The 18,119-nt window shown below is 49.3% G+C and carries 22 protein-coding genes and 1 pseudogene; 19 read left to right on the top strand and 4 right to left on the bottom strand.

Annotated features, from left to right (window positions below; all coding sequences use genetic code 11):
• Window positions 1–289 precede the first annotated feature (289 nt).
• From IPL17_RS14880 to IPL17_RS14870, 3 genes are all read left to right on the top strand, one after another.
• On the top strand, window positions 290–442 hold the full coding sequence (locus IPL17_RS14880; protein ID WP_345307867.1) for a hypothetical protein: 153 nt from the start codon (window positions 290–292) through the stop codon (window positions 440–442).
• A gap of 1,133 nt (window positions 443–1,575) precedes the next feature.
• Window positions 1,576–2,097, top strand: a complete 522-nt coding sequence (locus IPL17_RS14875; protein WP_345307866.1) for a 7TM-DISM domain-containing protein — start codon at window positions 1,576–1,578, stop codon at window positions 2,095–2,097.
• Complete coding sequence (locus tag IPL17_RS14870) at window positions 2,069–2,632, top strand: 7TM-DISM domain-containing protein (RefSeq protein WP_345307865.1); 564 nt, start codon at window positions 2,069–2,071, stop codon at window positions 2,630–2,632. The genes IPL17_RS14875 and IPL17_RS14870 overlap by 29 nt, the downstream gene beginning before the upstream one ends.
• Before the next feature lie 250 nt (window positions 2,633–2,882).
• Here the strand turns inward: IPL17_RS14870 and IPL17_RS14865 are convergent, their stop codons facing one another.
• Window positions 2,883–3,323, bottom strand: a complete 441-nt coding sequence (locus IPL17_RS14865; RefSeq protein ID WP_345307864.1) for a hypothetical protein — start codon at window positions 3,321–3,323, stop codon at window positions 2,883–2,885.
• A gap of 551 nt (window positions 3,324–3,874) precedes the next feature.
• Here IPL17_RS14865 and IPL17_RS14860 point away from each other — a divergent pair.
• The 12 genes and pseudogenes from IPL17_RS14860 to IPL17_RS14805 all read left to right on the top strand — a co-directional run bounded on the left by IPL17_RS14860 (window position 3,875) and on the right by IPL17_RS14805 (window position 12,474).
• On the top strand, window positions 3,875–4,429 hold the full coding sequence (locus IPL17_RS14860; RefSeq protein WP_345307863.1) for a beta-eliminating lyase-related protein: 555 nt from the start codon (window positions 3,875–3,877) through the stop codon (window positions 4,427–4,429).
• Window positions 4,430–4,545: 116 nt separating this feature from the next.
• The gene (locus IPL17_RS14855; RefSeq protein ID WP_345307862.1) at window positions 4,546–5,088 is read left to right on the top strand and encodes a beta-eliminating lyase-related protein; all 543 of its coding nucleotides are present in this window, start codon (window positions 4,546–4,548) and stop codon (window positions 5,086–5,088) included.
• Window positions 5,089–5,330: 242 nt separating this feature from the next.
• On the top strand, window positions 5,331–5,468 hold the full coding sequence (locus IPL17_RS14850; RefSeq protein ID WP_345307861.1) for a hypothetical protein: 138 nt from the start codon (window positions 5,331–5,333) through the stop codon (window positions 5,466–5,468).
• 2 nt (window positions 5,469–5,470) lie between these two features.
• Window positions 5,471–5,683, top strand: coding sequence for a response regulator (locus IPL17_RS14845; RefSeq protein ID WP_345307860.1), 213 nt, complete (start codon window positions 5,471–5,473; stop codon window positions 5,681–5,683).
• Complete coding sequence (locus IPL17_RS14840; protein WP_345307859.1) at window positions 5,637–6,449, top strand: histidine kinase dimerization/phospho-acceptor domain-containing protein; 813 nt, start codon at window positions 5,637–5,639, stop codon at window positions 6,447–6,449. The genes IPL17_RS14845 and IPL17_RS14840 overlap by 47 nt, the downstream gene beginning before the upstream one ends.
• Before the next feature lie 196 nt (window positions 6,450–6,645).
• Window positions 6,646–7,074 (top strand): annotated as a pseudogene (locus IPL17_RS14835) (ABC transporter substrate-binding protein); the annotation flags it as partial.
• A complete protein-coding gene (locus tag IPL17_RS14830; protein ID WP_345307858.1) occupies window positions 7,068–7,205 on the top strand; it encodes a hypothetical protein in 138 nt (45 codons plus the stop codon). The pseudogene IPL17_RS14835 and the gene IPL17_RS14830, both read left to right, overlap by 7 nt.
• Window positions 7,206–7,570: 365 nt before the next feature.
• Complete coding sequence (locus tag IPL17_RS14825) at window positions 7,571–8,227, top strand: hypothetical protein (RefSeq protein WP_345307857.1); 657 nt, start codon at window positions 7,571–7,573, stop codon at window positions 8,225–8,227.
• 16 nt (window positions 8,228–8,243) lie between these two features.
• Window positions 8,244–8,681 carry a PAS domain S-box protein gene (locus IPL17_RS14820; protein ID WP_345307856.1) on the top strand — a complete coding sequence of 146 codons (438 nt, stop codon included), beginning with the start codon at window positions 8,244–8,246 and terminating at the stop codon, window positions 8,679–8,681.
• A gap of 65 nt (window positions 8,682–8,746) precedes the next feature.
• Window positions 8,747–9,274 (top strand): sensor histidine kinase, encoded by a 528-nt coding sequence (locus IPL17_RS14815; RefSeq protein WP_345307855.1) that lies wholly within the window; start codon window positions 8,747–8,749, stop codon window positions 9,272–9,274.
• Window positions 9,258–11,537 carry a single-stranded-DNA-specific exonuclease RecJ gene (gene recJ, locus IPL17_RS14810; protein WP_345307854.1) on the top strand — a complete coding sequence of 760 codons (2,280 nt, stop codon included), beginning with the start codon at window positions 9,258–9,260 and terminating at the stop codon, window positions 11,535–11,537. Before IPL17_RS14815 ends, recJ begins: the two co-directional genes overlap by 17 nt.
• 1 nt (window position 11,538) lies before the next feature.
• Window positions 11,539–12,474 (top strand): hypothetical protein, encoded by a 936-nt coding sequence (locus IPL17_RS14805; RefSeq protein ID WP_345307853.1) that lies wholly within the window; start codon window positions 11,539–11,541, stop codon window positions 12,472–12,474.
• Between the two features lie 12 nt (window positions 12,475–12,486).
• Here the strand turns inward: IPL17_RS14805 and IPL17_RS14800 are convergent, their stop codons facing one another.
• Complete coding sequence (locus IPL17_RS14800) at window positions 12,487–13,005, bottom strand: hypothetical protein (RefSeq protein ID WP_345307852.1); 519 nt, start codon at window positions 13,003–13,005, stop codon at window positions 12,487–12,489.
• A 179-nt stretch (window positions 13,006–13,184) separates the two neighbouring features.
• Here IPL17_RS14800 and IPL17_RS14795 point away from each other — a divergent pair, with 179 nt between their 5' ends.
• On the top strand, window positions 13,185–13,817 hold the full coding sequence (locus IPL17_RS14795) for a hypothetical protein (protein WP_345307851.1): 633 nt from the start codon (window positions 13,185–13,187) through the stop codon (window positions 13,815–13,817).
• Between the two features lie 83 nt (window positions 13,818–13,900).
• Here the strand turns inward: IPL17_RS14795 and IPL17_RS14790 are convergent, their stop codons facing one another.
• Together IPL17_RS14790 and IPL17_RS14785 are read right to left on the bottom strand one after the other, a co-directional pair.
• Complete coding sequence (locus tag IPL17_RS14790; protein WP_345307850.1) at window positions 13,901–15,727, bottom strand: aldehyde ferredoxin oxidoreductase family protein; 1,827 nt, start codon at window positions 15,725–15,727, stop codon at window positions 13,901–13,903.
• Window positions 15,728–15,859: 132 nt separating this feature from the next.
• Complete coding sequence (locus IPL17_RS14785) at window positions 15,860–16,099, bottom strand: MoaD/ThiS family protein (protein ID WP_345307849.1); 240 nt, start codon at window positions 16,097–16,099, stop codon at window positions 15,860–15,862.
• Between the two features lie 78 nt (window positions 16,100–16,177).
• Here IPL17_RS14785 and IPL17_RS14780 point away from each other — a divergent pair, with 78 nt between their 5' ends.
• From IPL17_RS14780 to IPL17_RS14770, 3 genes are read left to right on the top strand one after another with little or no spacing between them, the layout of a single operon-like run.
• Window positions 16,178–16,993, top strand: coding sequence for an SDR family oxidoreductase (locus IPL17_RS14780; RefSeq protein WP_345307848.1), 816 nt, complete (start codon window positions 16,178–16,180; stop codon window positions 16,991–16,993).
• Window positions 16,990–17,430: a PaaI family thioesterase gene (locus tag IPL17_RS14775; protein ID WP_345307847.1), complete on the top strand. Its 441-nt coding sequence runs from the start codon at window positions 16,990–16,992 to the stop codon at window positions 17,428–17,430. The genes IPL17_RS14780 and IPL17_RS14775 overlap by 4 nt, the downstream gene beginning before the upstream one ends.
• Entirely contained in the window at window positions 17,427–18,119 is a 693-nt protein-coding gene (locus IPL17_RS14770) for an aspartate/glutamate racemase family protein (RefSeq protein WP_345307846.1), read from the top strand. Before IPL17_RS14775 ends, IPL17_RS14770 begins: the two co-directional genes overlap by 4 nt.

Below are 18,119 nucleotides of genomic sequence, written 5' to 3'. Positions count from 1 at the left end.
CCGTACCAGACCAGTCGCCTTACGGACAAACAAGTTGCTCATAACTCTCTCCTCTTGGCTAAGTTTTAAACAGGATTTGGCTTCCTGCGTTTAATATTGTCAAAACGTAGAATTCTCGATCTTGTTCTTTCTAATTTCACGATCGCGCCCAGCAAAGTTCCCTGCTCATACATCGAGCCTGGATTGATGCAAAGTGTCTTGCCGATGCGGGGAAGTGCCGCGGCCCTCGTGGATATGTCCGTGCAGACCGAGCAGGCTGAACCTTTTCGATCGACTCACGCAGCGCGCTGTGGAACCAACAGGCTTCATGGAATTGCCCGCCAGCACGGGACGCATGTCCTTGTCCAACTCAGGCGCTGTCAATTTAGGATTTATGCGGCACATGGATGTTGAAGATGGCATTGCGCGGATCAGCAAGCTGACAGGTCATCGCTATACCTGACTGCCAAGCGGAAACTCTCGTCCTCTTCACGGTGCGTGTCCCAGGAGTGCGGTTGCTCCAGCCCGGTGACCATTTCGTGATGATCATCAGCTGAGTCGCAACCCTTCACGACCAGCATCACGCGTCGGCTGGTGCGAATGATCAGCGTCCGCTTCATCCGCATCATCGTGCCAGGCGAGCAGTAAACTTTCATATCGGTGCCCTCGAGTTTTTATCCGCAAGATCCAAATCCATTTGCTGAACGACAGCAGAACTTCCGCGAGAAAGATGCCGCTAAGCTACGGTCAGGGTCTTTCTCAACTCAGCAATTTCGTCTGGATTGGTCGTAGCAGGGATAGTAGCGCGGCTGCGGACACGCTTAGTGAGGTCGGCAGAGTTCGTCTTCGTTCGTAGCAAACACCTGTTCGAGCAAAGTGATGCGGTAATTTTTTCCACCCTGATGTATGAACAGGATGACTGCCTTGCCCGTCATGTCGCCGCCGAGAATGTTTTGTCGGCATAGAATTTCCCCGCGTTAAAGGAAGCTTACTCCAGCAAATATCTGACCCGTGTACGTCTGTTGCAAAGAAAGAGTTGTCACATGCTTATCCTTTGGCTGAATTTTGACGAGCTGTTATTGAGGCTGTGAGATTAATTTTTTCGATTATACCCCGCGAAGAAAGATTTTCCATATTTTGTTAAAAAAATCGCCCGCCTTGGAAGGCGGGCTTGCTAAGGAGGAAGAACAATACAGCTACTTCAACGGGTCTGATAAAAGAAGATATTTCAAATACCCGCCCGCTCATGCTGATGAAACAAACTTGCGGCCACGAACTGCACAATGATCAGGAATACGTAAATTATACGCACTGAATTCTCTCGCTTTGTGATTGATAACGAGAGTATAAAAGTGGATGGTTAACCACATATTGCCGGCATGTTAAGGGTGAATTAAGGTTTGAATGCCTGCAACTGAATTTGGATGCGCCTGAACGTTGAAAACGTAATTCTTTTCTTGTGACATTTGGTACATAATGGTCTACTGTTTCGATGTAAAATTGAAATATTAGACTGAAATCCCCATCCAACGAGGACAAATGCAATATTCAGGTTCAAGCTTATTTGAGAAGCAAAAAGGGAGCAAATCCCTGCTCTTGAATCTGTTTTTTATTGCAAGCGCAGCAATTCTTGCATTTTACATGGTCCGCTCTGCATCAGCGGCAGAAAATGGTCAGCCTGTTCTGATCCTAACCTCCCAAAAACAGGAATATCTATTGGGGACACACCTCGAATATCTCGAAGACCCAAAAGGAGAGCTCACCTTCGAGCAGGTCCGCTCCGCACAATACGACTCAAAATTCAGCAGGGGGAAGCAGGATATCTTGAATTTTGGAACGACCGATTCTGTTTATTGGCTTCGACTGCGCATCCGCAATAATGCCCCAACCGCCGCAAGATGGCGGCTGGAACTGGCACGGCCAACGGTTAATACGATCATTCTTTACCTTCCCGAAAAAACAGGCACTCAATACACTGAAAAAAAGACTGGTTTTGTATATCCCTTTGCCACACGCGATATTCAGGATGAGGCATTTATCTTTAATCTTCCGATCGAATCAGGGTCTGAGCAACTCATTTACACGCGACATGAGCAAGGTGCTGGACCTGCCGCTTAGGATTTGGGAAGCCGACACTTTGGGCAGGCGCAAACATAATGTTCATACGCTCGTGGGGCTTGCTTTCGGCGCGTTGACCATCATGTTCATTTACAACTTATTCATTTCCTTCATGCTTTGGGATAGGGGTTTTCTATATTACTCATGCTTCCTGATCGCCATGATCTTCTACCTCGGGGTTGGGCAGGGCTACGCTTCACATTATTTATGGCCCGAACAGACCTTGATCAATACATTTATCGTTCCCCTTTCCATCGAATTTGCAATGATGGGCCTTCTTCTTTTCGCCGGTTCATTCTTACAAATTACAAAACAATCCAGGGGATGGCGGACCGCATATCAAATATCATTAACCCTGATAATTCTTTTCATACTGCCCACGCCCTTCATTGGGGCAAAAGTGCTGGACATTGTCTTTCCTCTTATTTTGTTAACTTTTATTTTTGTGCTCTCACTCGCAATACACGCCTGGCTCAACGGATATAAAGCGGCACGCTTCTACCTGATCCGTGGACGATCTTTCTTCCTTTCGTAACTTTTATTTCAACCCTGGAAAGTATGGGGTTTTTCACGATCCACAAAATTGATCCCCGATCAAATGGTCCTGTTCAGCAGTGTTTATATTGCCCGCCTTCCAATCGATCGCCCTGGCGGACCAATTTACTTATACCAAACAGGAAACCATCAACGCTCAATCCGCCTTCATGAGCAGCAGCGGAAAGCATTGACACTCACCAAAGAATTAACCCAAACCCTCGAACATGCGCGCGGAGCTTGGCAAATAGTTACGGAACGCACGCGAACTTACCGGAGGTGAATGACAGCTTGCCGGGAAGTGCTCGAACGCAAGCGCGCTCAACAGGAAGCCGAATTACTGGCCAGGTAGATCCGCTGACGGGTTGTTCAACCGCCGTCGCTTCCACCCGGCGGATCTGAAATTTAAGAATGCGATTCGTTACAAGCATCCGCTCTCGATCCTGATCTTTGACATTGACCTGTTCAAGAAGGTGAACGATACCTTCCGGGCACCAGATCGGCGACCAGCTTTGATCCATGTGGCGGAAATCTTCCACCGGCAGGCCCGCGGTTCGGGTGTTCTCGCGCGTTATGGCGGCGAGGAATTCATCGCCCTGCTGCCTGGAAACAACCAGCGCGGGATGCACAGCACTCCGCTGAACGACTGCGCAAGATGCCCGAAGATTCCATACTACAGATCGGGGGGCCATTCCATTTTCATTGACGATCTCCATGGAATAGCTGGAATGAAATTATTGATGAAATGACAGACATCGAGGAATTACTCAAACAAGCTGATGAAGCCCTCTATCTGGCAAAGGGCGCAGGACGAAACCGTGGTCGTTTTCGAAAAGAAGGGGTTCATCAGAACAAACCCCCGGTAAAAATAAGCCCACCATCTTTCCAGTTTATAAAATTTTACAGTAGGTAACCAAGAGCTTGTCCTTCAGCACGCTCCTGGTTTTGTGACATTTATTACGCAACAGGAAGTATCTTTCGTTGTAGAATTATCCTGTCATTGGAACCGAATGATGCGCGGTGCGCGTCAGGCTCGCTACCCAAAATTTGACGCATACTCCATCACAGGAGACCAAATGACACATCCCTACCCCCGAACCTTTTCCAGATCAAAGTAATTGAATCCATTCGCCTCGTCTCACCTGCCGAACGCGAGTCCCGCGCTGAAAGAGGCCAGCTATAACCTATTCTCGATGAAAGCCGAATATTTTCGATGACGTGACCGAACTCTGGCACAGGCGCGATGAGTTCCGAGCAATGGGCAGCCATCATGCGCGGTGACGAGTCGTATGCAGGCGCACGCTCACTTCGTCGTGGAAAGCAGCAGTCGAGGATATTTTGGATTCAAGTTTTTGTCCCAACCCATCAGGGACGCGCCGAGAATATTTTATTCGTGTTTGGTGAAGCCTGGGATGTATGTGCCAAGCAACATGCATTTCGACACCACCGATGCCAATATCCGCGCGCGCGGCGGACGCCCGACCAACCTGGTGATCGAAAAGCCTTCGATATTAACAATCCTGTCCATTCAAAGGCAACGTGGATATTGCAAAACTGCGAGCCTTCATTCAAAAGGTCGGGGAGAAAAATCCCGTTCGGGATGATGACAGTCACCAACAACGCGGGCGGCGGTCAGCCCGTTTCGTTGATGGAAAATCTCAAAGCGGTCGCCGCTGTCTATCGCGAATCCAAGATCCCGTTCTTCATTGTCCCGCCCGCTATGCCGAGAACGCCTAGCTTCATTCAAATTACGTGGAAGGGCTACGAGAACAAACCCGTGATCGATATTGCGCGCTGAGATGTACGCTCTGGCTGACGGCATGAACCATGAGCGCCGTAAGAAGGATGCCATCGTCAACATCGGCGGGCTGCTGTGCGTGAACGACGAGGCGCTGTTTCGAATGTCAAAATGAATTGATCCTGCGCGAAGGCTTTCCCGCACCTACGGTGGCGGACTCCGCAGGCCGCGACCCCTCGAAGCGATGGCGGTTGGTTTGCAGCCTTGAAGGGCTGGATGAAGCGTATCTGGCGTATCGTCTCTCGCAAACCGCGTATCTCGCGGCGCGCCTCAACGACGCGGGGATCCCAACAATTCAACCTGCGGGTGGACATGCCGTGTATTTGGATGCGGCGTCTGTCCTGCCGCACATCCCACAAGCAGAATTTCCCGGGCAGGCGCTGTGCGTCGAACTATACCGGGAAGGGGCAATTCGTGGGGTTGAGATCGGCTCGGTCATGTTTGCCTACCCCGACCCTGATTCTGGCAAAATGATCTATCCCAAGCTCGAGCTTTTGCGTCTCGCCATCCCGCGCCGCACCTACACCCAAAGTCACCTGGACTATGTCGCTGATTGCGCGGCGAAAATAAAATCACGCGCCGCATCCGTCCGCGGATATAAATTCACGTACGCGCCTGAACTGCTGAGACATTTCACCGCGAGGTTTGAACCGCTCTAATAATTTTAGAATTAACCGGGTAATTCAGCAAAAACAGGGCCTCGTATCAGAGCCCTGTTTTTGTCACGTTCATTTCATACTTATCAATGTTCCTCAAAGCAAACATGGAATTAACATATGTCTGCAATATGTCAATTCATTCGCGCGATTATAATCACGCTCATCAAAAAGCCTGTCGAATCCCACAATGATCCCGCCTTATTAATATTCATAGCGGCCTTGGAACAAATGAGAAATTAAAAATGGACTCAAACACTTTACTGAAGACTCAAACCATCCTGCTTATCGACGATGATAAACCCATGCTGCTTGGGCTGAAGACCTTTCTGGAACGTAATGGGTATAACGTAGCCGCTTGTGAAAGAGCACAGACGCAATAAAAATGGCTGAAGAATCCCTGCCTGATCTCATTGTTTGCGATATTATGATGCCACAGATGGATGGCTTTAAAGTCAGGGAGGCAATCTCCTCCAATCCGCGAACCCATAACATCCCATTCCTCTTCCTATCGGCCCGCGCTTCGCTGGATGATAAATTAAAAGGTTTAGATGACGGGGCCGACGATTACATCACGGAAACCTTTCGAGCCGCGTGAACTCGTGGCTCAGATCCAGGCCGTCTTTCGACGGCAGGATAAAAGCCATCAAGGCGCGACGGAAGAAATTAACCGTCAGATCGAACGTATCCAATCCGAGGTCACTCACAATTTCTCACACGAACTGCGCACCCCCATGATGCAGATCCTCATGTCGCTGGACATGGCTTTGCGCGATAAATATGATGACCCCAACGAGTTGAAATATTTTGTAGAAACCGCCCTGTCAAGATCTCATCGCTTATATACATTGATCGATGACCTGACCTTTCTCAGCAACTATGACATGGGAAATAAAATAAATTTTCGCCAAAAGGTCGATATCAAGAACGACTTTACGCTGCCGATCGCCTTGCTGCAGGATCAATATAAAGAGAAAGACCTGCGGGTGAATATAAACATCGCCGAGGGGCTGACCATCCACGCTCCGCGCCGCGAATTCAGGCTGGCATGTGCTCACATCATAGACAACAGCATGAAATTTTCCCCGCCCGCGACGCCGATCCTGGTAGACCTGTCTCCAAACGGCGATAGCGGTTGTATCCTCACCGTCACAAATTACGGGCCTGTCATTCCCGTTGAACTGCACGAGAAAGTATTTAAGCGTTATTATCAGGTCAGCCAGGGACTCGCCCGGGGAATATGGGGGCTTGGGAGTTGGTTGACGATTGCCCGCATCGTCGCGCGCGCTGGATGGAGATGTCACCATATTACCCACCGAGCATGGGTGCTGCACTCAAATGATCCTGGCCCGGCGCCCGCTTGAAATGTTTTAATTCCATGAACCGTACATGCATAAAATCCGCCGCGCAATCCTTCTGACGATCATCATACTTATTCTTGCGCAATCAGGAACTGCATGCGTGATCCAACAAGAAAAAAACCGATCCGTATCGCCATTTCAACCTGGGCGGCGCTGAACCGTTGGACCTTGCCGACCAACTTGGCTATTTCAAAAACATGGGGTCGAAGTAAAAATCTTACGCTTCTCAGTTTATAGTGATTCCATTGAAGCCTTAATCGATGGGAAAGTGGACGCGGGTATGCAGACATTGGATGATGCCATCCGTTCTTCATCTGAAGGCAGAAATGTGCGCGTCATTCTCTTAACCGACTACTCTTTCGGCAGCGACGGGCTGGTGGCGCGCCCGGGGATCGAGTCATTGGCTGATTTACCCGGGACCAGAATAGGGGTCGAGACTGGAACCGTAGGACATTTTTTCCCTGCTAAAAATACTGGAAGCTGCGAGTTAACCGCAGACGATATCACGATTGTCAGCATCCCCACCTGGGAAATCCAAGAGGCCATGCTTGAAGGAAAAATTGACGCGGGCGTAACCTGGGAGCCCTACCTTACCCGCACCGTGGAAACGACGGGCGGCGAGTGCTGATCACCAGCCGCGAATATCCGGAAACCATTGTTACAACCATGGCCTTTGACGCTGCGGTACTAGCCGAACGCCCTGAAGATGTGCAAAAAGTGGTCGCGGCATATTTCGACGCGGTGGATTACATTAAGTGAATACCCAGGATGCCTATCTGCGCATGGGACAGACCGAAGGCATCAGCGCCGCGGAATTTGAATCACAAGCAAGGGGCTCCGATATCTCGACCTGAAGGCCAACGCGGAGCTTTTTGGCGATCAAGCTGGCACAACAAGCCGCGCCTATGATCAGGCCAAAGCGATCGCTCAATTCCTTTTCGATCAGGGCATCATCTCTGTATTACCGGACCTCAATCAGCTGCTTGTGCCGCGCTTCATTAAAGAATTAAGCGAATAAGACCAGATGCGCTCAATAAAGATCAAGTTAACTCTCATATGGCGCTTAGCCTGGCAGGGCTGCTATTGACTCTGTTAATTTTCTACTCGGCAACCACGGCCAGTATTTGCCAGGGGCGAAAGCCCGTGCCGAGGTGCTATCCAATGAGTTCGAGTATGCCGTGGAGATCATGGCCGCAGAGAACGACTTCTTCTCCATGCAACGGCTGGTTGAAAAATCATCCTTGCTGGAAGATGTCATCCAGATCATCGTTATAGACACGCAGAATAATGTCCTGGCGCACACAAATTACAAATTGATCGGGCAGCCGCTCTCCTTTACTTCGCCAATGATCAACGAGTCGATCGTTCAGCACAGGAAGGTCAGCCAAATCGTTGAAGGACATGTAATATTCGTGACCCCATTACACGGCCAGATCTACACCAATGAATATCAGGATGTGATCGGCACATTATGGGTCGAAATTGACATCACCCCCACCATCGCCCTGACACAGCGATTATTTATAATCGTGACATTGCTGGCTGTAGCGATCTCCCTGCTTTTTTTCTTCGGTTATTACCTGACCGTGAAATCGATCATCATTGACCGCCTGCATGAGGTGGAAGTAGGAATTGCGCGTCACTTGCAAGGCAGCCTTCCATCAGCCATCATGATCAAAAGCTCCTTCGGAAGCGAAGATGAGATCAACACACTCGCTCAAACGTATAACTACCTGATCACTTCCTGCAGGATAGTCGAAAAAGCTAAAGACCGAACGTGATTTCGCCCTTTTGGTGATGGAAAGTTTGCGGGAAGGCTTGACCATTTCAAATGCTGAGCAACGTTTTGAATACGTCAACCCCGCATACGCAGGTCTGCTTGGACTGACGCCCGACCAAATTATCGGGCGATCCCCAAAAGATGTCACCCATCCGGATGATTTCGAAAAAAATTCGGAGGAAGAAAATCTCCGAAAAAGCGGAAAATCCTCGTCATACGAATTGCGATTGCTTGCCAGTGATGGAAATGAGGTACATGTGCTTATTTCCTCCGTTCCACGATTTCAAGACGGAAAGTTTGCGGGGAGTATCGCGGTCATCACAAACATCAGCCAACGCGCCCGCCTCGAACAAATGAAAAGCGATTTCATTAACCGTGCTTCGCATGAACTTCGTACCGCTTACCACCGCCATTCTGATGGCGGAACTGCTGGGAACTCCGCCAGAAGAGGATAAACAACAATTCCTGACCACACTGAAACAGCAGCTCAATCGTCAACGCCTGCTACTGAACGATATTTTTGCTTGGCCGGATCGAGAATAAGAAATTTGAGGTCTTTCTCTCGCCTGCGAATATCATGGCGGTCATTGAAGAGGCCATTTCAAGCGTGAAACCACAAGCTGATGCGCGCAAGATCGCCATTCAACTGAAAACCCCGGAAGAAACACTGCCCGAAATTCTGACAGACCGCCAGTCTCTAATTCAGGTTCTGTTAAACCTGCTCTCCAATGCCATAAAATACTCCCATCCACATGGACAGATCGTGGTCAGCGCACATCAGGCCGGAGAGTCGATTTTCGTCGAAGTGACAGATCAAGGAATGGGAATCCCCGAACAAGACCTCCCCCACATCGCCACCCGTTTCTATCGCGCTAAAAATGCGGCTCAAATGGAGATCCAGGGCACAGGCATCGGCCTTTACATTGTCAGTGAGATCATGCAAAGCCTGGGCGGCAGCCTGAAAATTTACAGCATTGAAAACGAAGGAACAACTGCAACCATTCGTCTTCCAATCAAGCCAAAGGACGATCATGACGCGCTGGCTTGAGCCTCAAGCAGTAACTGTTCCCGCCTCATTCTCGACTCTGGGACTGCACCCGCTTGTCGAGCAGACTCTGCTCCGACGCGGAATCAGCTCACCCGAAGAAATCGATGCGTTTTTGCATCCCGAAGCGACTCCATCCGCATCATTCCCAAATATTAAATCAGCAACAGAGCGCGTCAATCTGGCGATACGCAAAAACGAGACGATCTGCGTTTGGGGCGACTTCGACGTGGACGGTCAAACCTCCACAGCGTTATTGGTTCAGGCATTGCGGGCAATTGGCGCGGATGTAATTTATTACATCCCGATCCGTGGAAAAGAAAGTCACGGCGTTCATGTTGATTCACTCATGCCTATTATCGATCATGGCGCAAAATTAATTGTGACCTGCGACACAGGCATCACCGCGCACGAAGCGGTCGAGTACGCCAACTCACGCGGCGTGGATGTGATCATTACCGATCATCACGATCTGGGCGAAACACTTCCAAACGCAGTCGCCATCATTAATCCAAAAATGTTACCCAAAGACCATTTGCTTTCAAATTTAGCCGGCGTGGGTGTCGCGTATAAATTGGCAGAAGCGTTGTTGGATGATAAAACACGGTCTACGGTCAACGGTCTGCGCCCAGAGGATTTGCTGGACCTCGTCGCCCTCGGACTCATCGCAGATGTGGCATTGCTCAAAGGCGAGACACGTTCACTCGCGCAAAAAGGGATTCAAAAAATTCGAGAGACGAATCGACTCGGCTTGAAGGTTATCGCCGAATTATCGGGAACCAAACTGGAAACGCTGACTGAAGAAACCATCGGTTTTACATTTGCGCCGCGCCTAAATGCACTTGGCCGTTTGGGAGATGCAAACCCGGCGGTGGAATTACTCATTACAAATGACCCGGCCAGAGCACGAGTGCTCGCAGCACAAATCGAAGGGCTGAACGCGCAACGAAGATTATTAACATCCCAGGTTTACGAAGCGGCAGAAGCGCAGCTTCGAGCAAACCCTGACCTGTTGACCGAGCCAGCCATCGTGCTTTCTCATCACGACTGGCCCGGCGGTGTGGTGGGAATTGTCGCCAACAAACTCGTTGACCGCTACCACAAGCCCGCCATCCTCTTGAACGAATCCGAAGATGGGATCATGCGCGGATCAGCGCGTTCGATCGAGGGACTGCACATTACCGAAGCCATAGCCACGCAAAAAGAAATCCTGCATGGATTCGGCGGACATCCCATGGCGGCAGGCATGGCTTTTGATGCAGATAAATTAACCGAATTCCGAAAGGGACTTGGCAGAGCGATCGAAAAGCAGCTTGGCGAAGTCGTACGCGAAGAACCCACGCTTCAGATCGACGCCTGGCTTGGTTTAGGTGAAATCAATATTTCGCTCGCTGAAGCATTGGAAACGCTCGCGCCGTTCGGGGCTGGCAATCCATCGTTGATTTTCGCTTCGCGGGATGTGATGATGAAGTCTGTCTCAACCATTGGCAAAACCAAGGAACATCGCCGTTTGAATATAATAGATCAAGGCGGGAATACACAAAGTATTCTTTGGTGGGGCGGCGCGGGCGAAGAATTACCAGAATCCGACAGCAAATTTGATATTGCCTATTCCCTGCGCGCCAGCAGTTATCGCGGACAAAAACAGGTTACGCTGCAATTTGAGGAATTCAGAATTACCGAGGAAAAACCTGTCGAGATCAGGAAAGCAAAAGCTGAAATTAAAGATTTCCGTTTGCAGTCTTCGACTTTTGACGTTCGACCATCGACATTAGTTTGGGCAGAAGGCGCGGAAAGATCGAAAGGAAAATCCCGTTTTGAGTTGTATCCTTCTGATGAATTCGCCATCTACACAACGCCCCCATCGCCAGTGGAATTGAGAAAGGCATTGGAGATCGTCAAGCCAAAAATAATATCTGTATTCGCAATTCCGCCCGCTGAAGAAAAACCCGATGACTTTTTAAGCCGTCTTGCGGGCTTGTGCAAATATACGCTTAATAATTACGAAGGAAAAACCACGCTTAAAAAACTGGTCATAGCGATGGCATCCCGTGAAGCTGCCGTGCAAATCGGCCTGGAATGGCTCGCTGCAGGGGGGCAGCTCTCGGTACGCATTGAAGAAGATATAATTAGTTTATCCGTCATAAAGCAGGAAAAAAATCCCTATCTGCAAGCGGAATTATTCATTGCGCTGAAAGGCATACTCAATGAAACCTCTGCTTATCGAAAATATTTTGCAACAGTTGATCTGAAAACTCTTTTCTAATATGCATCCTGAAATAATATCCTGGTTACTTGAAGGCGACCCGTCCATTCGCTGGCAGGTCCAGCGGGACTTATTGAATTCCTCCCCAACAAAATATGAACCGGAGCGCAAAAAGATCGCAAAGGAAGGCTGGGGCGCAAGACTTCTGGATTTGCAAGACTCAAGCGGAACCTGGGGCGGCGGGATCTACGGCCCGAAGTGGATATCCACAACCTATACCATGTTGACCCTGCGCCTGCTCGGGTTGCAGACGAATCATCCACAGGCGAAACAGGCTTGCAAAATTTTTCTAGATGAAGGCAAATACACCGACGGCGGAATCAACTTCTTTTCGTATTCCTTGAAATACAGCGAAACTTGTGTCACTGGGATGATCCTCGCCCTGCTCGCATATTTTCGATATCCAGATGAATATATTCATTCCATTGCTTCATATTTGATCGGTCAGCAAATGCCCGATGGCGGTTGGAATTGCGAGTCCTACAAAGGCGCAACCCACGCATCCTTTCATACAACGATCTCAGTGCTTGAAGGTTTATTCGAGTATGAATGTCTTTTCCCAGAAAAGAAAAAGTCGATCAGCCAAGTCCGCGCCCGTGGACGTGAATTCCTGCTGGCACATCGTTTGTATAAATCGCACCGCACAGGAAAAATCTTCGACACGAAGATGACCGCGATGCCCTTCCCTCCCCGCTGGAAATACGACTTCATCCGCGCACTGGATTATTTCCGTAGTTGTGACGCTCCACGCGATGAACGCATGTCAGATGCGATTGAGCTTCTGCTGACGAAGCAAAAGAAAGATGGGACTTGGCCGATGAACAGCGGCATGTCTGGATTAAAATATTTTGATCTGGAGAAAGCAGGTCAACCCAGCAGGTGGAATACACTCAGGGCGCTGCGAATTTTGAATTGGTGGGATAAAAAAAGCCAGTAGAGATTGCCGCGCCTACTTTTCGAAGTCGATAAAATCATCCACACCGAATTGGTCTTCGTAGTAAATCAACAATTCTTCGGTTTTGCGTAAAAACTCAGCATCAACTTCTTCCTGTTCCCCCGCTTTTGATTCCAAAAACTCCTTATGAGTGATCAACTGCTCACGGAAACTGGGCACGGATGAAGCAGGCAAAAGCGGCTCGATCTCGCGGATCAAATCCAGCGTATCCCGAATGATCGTTAATGCATCAGGCAATGAAATATCATCATCCAGCAGCCTTCGCAGCACAATGCACTTATACGTTTTACAAGTGCGCGGGTAGTCCGCAGAGACATACACCGTACACATCCCATTCCAAAGCGGACAAGGCTGGGTAAAGCCGCGCTGACGCGGATCATTTCGGATCACTTTCAAACCGAGCGATTCTGCGGGGCTTAGCTCGGAGGCATTCAGCCTCACCCACGCAAAAAGATGACCCGAGCAGCACAACCCGCAGGATTTGCATAAGATTTGTGATTCAGATTCAGTCATAACTCACATCATATCAAAGATTCTTTGGCTTTTGCTCCCTTCGCCATCTCCGGCGAAATTTACCCGCAGAACGACGACGCCGAGAACAGCGGTTTGAGCTTGTGTAATTTATATAACGCCCAAGCTCTCTTCGTGAACGTGACGGGTATAATCTTTATGAAGCCAACGAAAGGAGTGCAATGAGTTACACCAAATCATTATTAAAAGGCACTCGTTTCATACTTATATTTTCTGTCATAGCCGTTTTATGTTTTAACATACAGGCGGTTAATGCATCATGTGTAGAACCAGGCGATCCTGAAACAGAGTTCAGTAACAACGCTGCCGTGTTTTCTGGCACGGTTGTATATATCTCAGGTGTAAACGGCTTATGGATGGACGGTATTACAAGAACTTTAATGTCAATTGGATTTCATCCAGCAGATTTTTATCACAGACTTTTCCTTGGACGCAGAATTGTTTTTGAAGTAGATAGGTCCTGGAAAGGCGTTGAAACTTCAAGTGTTATGATTCGCACAGGATATTACACTGGAAATTCTTCTGGTTATCCTTTTGAAATTGGAAATTATTATTTGGTTTATGCAAGCCATGCCTATGGAGACCCTGAAAAGTATTTACTGACAAGTCTCTGCTCTCGTACATTAGTGTCTCCAAACAATTCTGAGGATATAGCGTATTTAAACAATCTTCCAACTTTGGAATTAAGCTATTTTCCTGCCATAATCAGAACTATAGATAGTTCGCAAATTATTACAATCTTGCTTCTTGTGGGATTTGTATACATTTTTGGACGCAGAAGGAAGCATGAATAAACTCAAATTGTAAGTAATGCTTCAGAAAACCGAATCAACCACCCCTTAAGAAAGAAGCGGACGCGATGAGCGTCCGCTTCTCTTTAATTAAGTGGCAATCCCAACTCCTCCAATTTCTCTTTGGTCGGCACACCCTTCTCATCCCAGCCGCGGAGCTTGTAGAATTCTGGCAGCATCTTATCGAGTTCAACAACCATGCCTTTAGCGGGACCGTCGGGCAACGGCTCGTGCAACATGCGGTGTGGAAGCGTATCCTCAGTTGAGCCAGCCTTGAGCAGGAACATGCGCTCCAGGTTATACACACGTTCGGCAGCTTTCAATGCTTCTTGAGGAGTGTAATTCGCGCCCGTAGACAAGTTCATCATCTCGGCAAGACGCTCTGGCAGGATCATACGATCCTTGTTGAACGCATAACGAATAGCGACGAAGACGCACAGACCAGAGCTGTCCATCAACGCGAATGAATCTTCAAAATGCTTGACGAGTTCAGGCTTGCCTTCGGTGGTGAGCGGATTCTCTTTCACAGGCACGCCGAAGACTTCTTCATAAGCAACGTCACCTTCCATGTGTGACGCGCCTTTATTGGATGTGGCATACAGCAAGCCCATGCCCTGTGATCCGCGCGGATCATAGCCGGGGAATTCCTGCTTGCGTGTGGTGACTGCAATTTCAGGATGACCATATTTTTCCGCGAGGCGATAGCTGCCCATCGCGAGATCATTTCCAAAACCTTCACGATATGCCATCAACTTGATCATTGCGATCATCGCATCATGGTCGCCAAATTTCAACGGCATCCCAATGATCTCTTCAGAAATATATCCCTTCTCGTACATTTCCATCGCTGCGGCAATCGTCATGCCGGTTGTGATGGTGTCCATGCCGTATTCGTTGCACAGATAATTCGCCTTGAGCAGCGCGGCGAGGTCGCTCACTCCGCAGCCCGTTCCCAGCGACGAAATCGTTTCATACTCAGGGCCTTCGCCCTTGCCTTTATATTTTCCATCGGGTACTTCGGTCAAACGTCCGCACGAAAGCGGACAGCGATAACAAGGCGTGTGACGGATCAAATATTGATTCTTGAGCGCGTCGCCATCAATGTTATTCACATGCTCAAACGTGCCCTGCAAAAAATTCCGCGTCGGTAAAATGCCGAGCGTGTTCGTCACTTGCGGCACATACGACGTTCCGTAAATGCGCATGTTCGAACCCTTCTTCACATCCGCGCCTACATTCTTGGATGTGTCCACGCTCAACGCGCGCATTCCTTCGGGGTCAAACAGCGGCGGGTTTTTATTTCCCATCGCCACGACCGCCTTAAGATTCTTACTGCCCATCACCGCGCCGACTCCAGAACGAGCCGCCGCGCGATGCTTGTCATTCATGATCGCTGCCATCAATGCGAGGTTCTCACCCGCAGGGCCAATACACGCGACTCTCGCATCAGCGGATGTTTCTGCCTTTAGGATATCCGTGGTCTCATGCGTATCCTTCCCCCAAACATGCGCCGCAGACCTGACCTCGATCTGGTCCTCGTTTACAAAGAGATATACCGGCTCGGACGACTTCCCCTCAAAGATGTACATGTCGAATCCCGTGCGTTTCATCCAGGTTGGGAATTCGCCGCCCGAATTGGAGTGCGCCAGCGCCCCCGTCAGCGGAGACTTGGTCACGACCATGTAGCGATTCCCAGTCGGCGCAGGAGTCGCTGTCAGCGGGCCAGTGGCGAAGATCAATTTATTCTCCGGTGAAAGCGGATCAGCCATCGGATCCATTTCCTTATACAGATAATGGATCGCCCATCCGCGCCCGCCGAGATAATCGCGCGCGATCTTCGGGTCAACATCTTCCTGGGTTACTTTTTTGGTGGTGAGGTTTACTCGTAGGATTTTTAGGTGCCAGCCGTACATGGGAGTTCTCCTTATGCGGTGGTTGAGACGCAAGCAGTCGAAACCACCTGTAACTAAAAGTATTTATCTTACATGGCGGTCTCGATATGCCTTCGGCTGTCGCCTCAGGCTACTCGACCACCAGAGTATAAATCAACCGCCAGCGATCGCGGAAAAAGCCGTGACCATATCGCCTTCTTTGAGCGGGGTATTCATATCCACAGTAATGCCGTTTAAGACAATCACACTTTCATCATTAAGTGGAATGTCAAAACGTGAAATCGCCTGATAGACCGTTGTCCCATCGGGAACATCGAGTTCCACCACACCGTGCTTTGCTTCGGGAGGCAGGGCTTCACGATAGTTGGCGATCAGTTTGACGCGGATCATCATTTGTGGATTCTAGCACGATACAAGTTGGATTGGGAAACCCAAGTTACAATTGAACAAATCTTAAGAGTCGGAGCGGGCATGTCAAATAAACTTGCATTGATCAGCGGGGCATCCAGCGGAATCGGAGAGGCGTTTGCGCGTCAACTGGCAGAACAGGGAATTGACCTGTGCATTACCGGGCGGCGCAAGGAAAGGCTGGACTCCATCGCCGCGGAGTTACAACAAAGATATAAAATCAGCGTGGATGTCATTGTAGCGGACCTGGCGACAGAAGACGGTATCAGCAAAGTTGAAACCTGGATCAAAGCGCATCCGTCCATTACTCTGCTGATCAACAACGCGGGCTTTGGCGCGCGCGGTCTCTTTGCGAACAAGCCCTCTGAGAAATACATGGAGATGATCTCTGTCCACGTGACAGCGGCCATGCGATTAACTTCCGCTGTATTACCTGCCATGATACAAGCAAAACAGGGAGCGATCATCAATGTTTCATCCATCACGGCATTCCTGCCGCTGGCTGGCAACGCGGTCTATTCAGGAACCAAGTCATTCTTAAATTCATTTACCCAGGCTTTATCCTACGAATTAAAGAACACAGGTGTAAAAGTTCAAACTCTCGTACCAGGTTTTACTTATAGTGATTTTCATAAACGTCCTGATTACTCAAAGACCAATACCTATGCATCCGTCCCAAAGATATTATGGATGACCTCCGAGAATGTTGTAAAAACTTCGTTGAGGGCCTTGGAAAAGAATAGGCTTTTTTGTATTCCTGGATTTATCAACAAACTGATCGTGCTGGCAGGCAAAAGCGGTCTCGCCGCTCTGGGTTCTGAGGTCATGGCACAAATCTATATGCGATCCGCAAAGAAAGCGGCGGGTAAAAATATATGAAACGACAGATCCCCTACCACGGCTGGTGTTTCGTTTGTGGGACTGACAACCCGCATAGTATTGGTATCACCATGTTCGTGGACGATGATGGTGTGCTGACCTCTGAGTTCACCCTGAACCAAACGCATCAAGGTCCGCCCGGACATTCGCACGGTGGCGCATCCGCGGCAGTATTGGATGAAGCCATGGGCTTATGCGTTTGGGCGGCGGGACATAAAGTATTGGCAGCCAATCTGGAAGTAAATTATCGCAAGCCGCTTCCGCTCAATCAACCGCTGACTCTCGAAGCCCGCATCACTCAGGTGGATGAGCGGAAAATCCACACGACAGGTGAAATCAAACTCGCAGATTCAACCGTCGCCGTGAGCGGACGCGGGCTTTACATCTCCGCGCCGCATTTATTCGAGCAGTTCCTGTCCAACAGGGAGAATTCATGAAAACCATCGGGTTGATCGGCGGGATGAGCTGGGAATCATCGATTGAGTATTACCGCATCATCAATGAGACTGCAAAAGATAAACTCGGCGGTCTGCACTCTGCAAAAAGTTTAATGGTCACGGTTGATTTTGCCGAGATCGAAAAATTACAGCACGAAGGAAAGTGGGATGAAGCCGCGCAGATACTTGTCAAATGCGCTCAAGGTCTTGAACGCGGCGGCGCTGATTTTATCGTTCTGTGCACAAACACAATGCACAAACTGGCGGACCAGATCATCGCCAGCGTGAATATTCCATTTTTGCATATTGCCGATGCGACCGCTGAAAAGATCGTCTCGGCAGGAATAAAAAAGATAGGACTGCTCGGCACACGCTTTACAATGGAACATGATTTTTATAAAGGGCGCCTGATAGAGAATTTTGGGTTGGATGTGCTCACTCCATTCGAACCTGACCGCGCCATCGTCCATCGCGTGATCTACGAAGAACTGGTGCAGGGGAAGATCGTGGAAAAATCACGCGCGGAATACAGGCGCATCATGGAAAGGCTCATTACCGAAGGCGCGCAGGGAATTATCCTCGGATGTACTGAGATCGAATTGCTCGTCGGTCAGGAAGATAGCAGCGTACCGCTTTTTCCAACCACCTCCATTCACGCAATTAGCGCGGTTGAATACGCGTTAAAGTAA

This window comes from Candidatus Villigracilis saccharophilus (assembly GCF_016711665.1).
The sequence above is the reverse complement of the archived record's forward strand: the minus strand, read 5'-3'. Positions and strand labels throughout refer to the sequence as shown.

Coding starts and splice junctions, on each gene's coding strand:
- IPL17_RS14850 (WP_345307861.1), top strand. CDS start 5,331: ATGGACTCAAACACTTTACTGAAGACTCAAACCATCCTGCTTATCGAC.
- IPL17_RS14865 (WP_345307864.1), bottom strand. CDS start 3,323: ATGGCCCCCCGATCTGTAGTATGGAATCTTCGGGCATCTTGCGCAGTC.
- IPL17_RS14775 (WP_345307847.1), top strand. CDS start 16,990: ATGAAACGACAGATCCCCTACCACGGCTGGTGTTTCGTTTGTGGGACT.
- IPL17_RS14795 (WP_345307851.1), top strand. CDS start 13,185: ATGAGTTACACCAAATCATTATTAAAAGGCACTCGTTTCATACTTATA.
- IPL17_RS14785 (WP_345307849.1), bottom strand. CDS start 16,099: ATGATGATCCGCGTCAAACTGATCGCCAACTATCGTGAAGCCCTGCCT.
- IPL17_RS14770 (WP_345307846.1), top strand. CDS start 17,427: ATGAAAACCATCGGGTTGATCGGCGGGATGAGCTGGGAATCATCGATT.
- IPL17_RS14860 (WP_345307863.1), top strand. CDS start 3,875: ATGAGTTCCGAGCAATGGGCAGCCATCATGCGCGGTGACGAGTCGTAT.
- IPL17_RS14805 (WP_345307853.1), top strand. CDS start 11,539: ATGCATCCTGAAATAATATCCTGGTTACTTGAAGGCGACCCGTCCATT.
- IPL17_RS14845 (WP_345307860.1), top strand. CDS start 5,471: ATGGCTGAAGAATCCCTGCCTGATCTCATTGTTTGCGATATTATGATG.
- IPL17_RS14780 (WP_345307848.1), top strand. CDS start 16,178: ATGTCAAATAAACTTGCATTGATCAGCGGGGCATCCAGCGGAATCGGA.
- IPL17_RS14790 (WP_345307850.1), bottom strand. CDS start 15,727: ATGTACGGCTGGCACCTAAAAATCCTACGAGTAAACCTCACCACCAAA.
- IPL17_RS14800 (WP_345307852.1), bottom strand. CDS start 13,005: ATGACTGAATCTGAATCACAAATCTTATGCAAATCCTGCGGGTTGTGC.
- IPL17_RS14870 (WP_345307865.1), top strand. CDS start 2,069: ATGAGCAAGGTGCTGGACCTGCCGCTTAGGATTTGGGAAGCCGACACT.
- IPL17_RS14820 (WP_345307856.1), top strand. CDS start 8,244: ATGGAAAGTTTGCGGGAAGGCTTGACCATTTCAAATGCTGAGCAACGT.
- IPL17_RS14840 (WP_345307859.1), top strand. CDS start 5,637: ATGACGGGGCCGACGATTACATCACGGAAACCTTTCGAGCCGCGTGAA.
- recJ (WP_345307854.1), top strand. CDS start 9,258: ATGACGCGCTGGCTTGAGCCTCAAGCAGTAACTGTTCCCGCCTCATTC.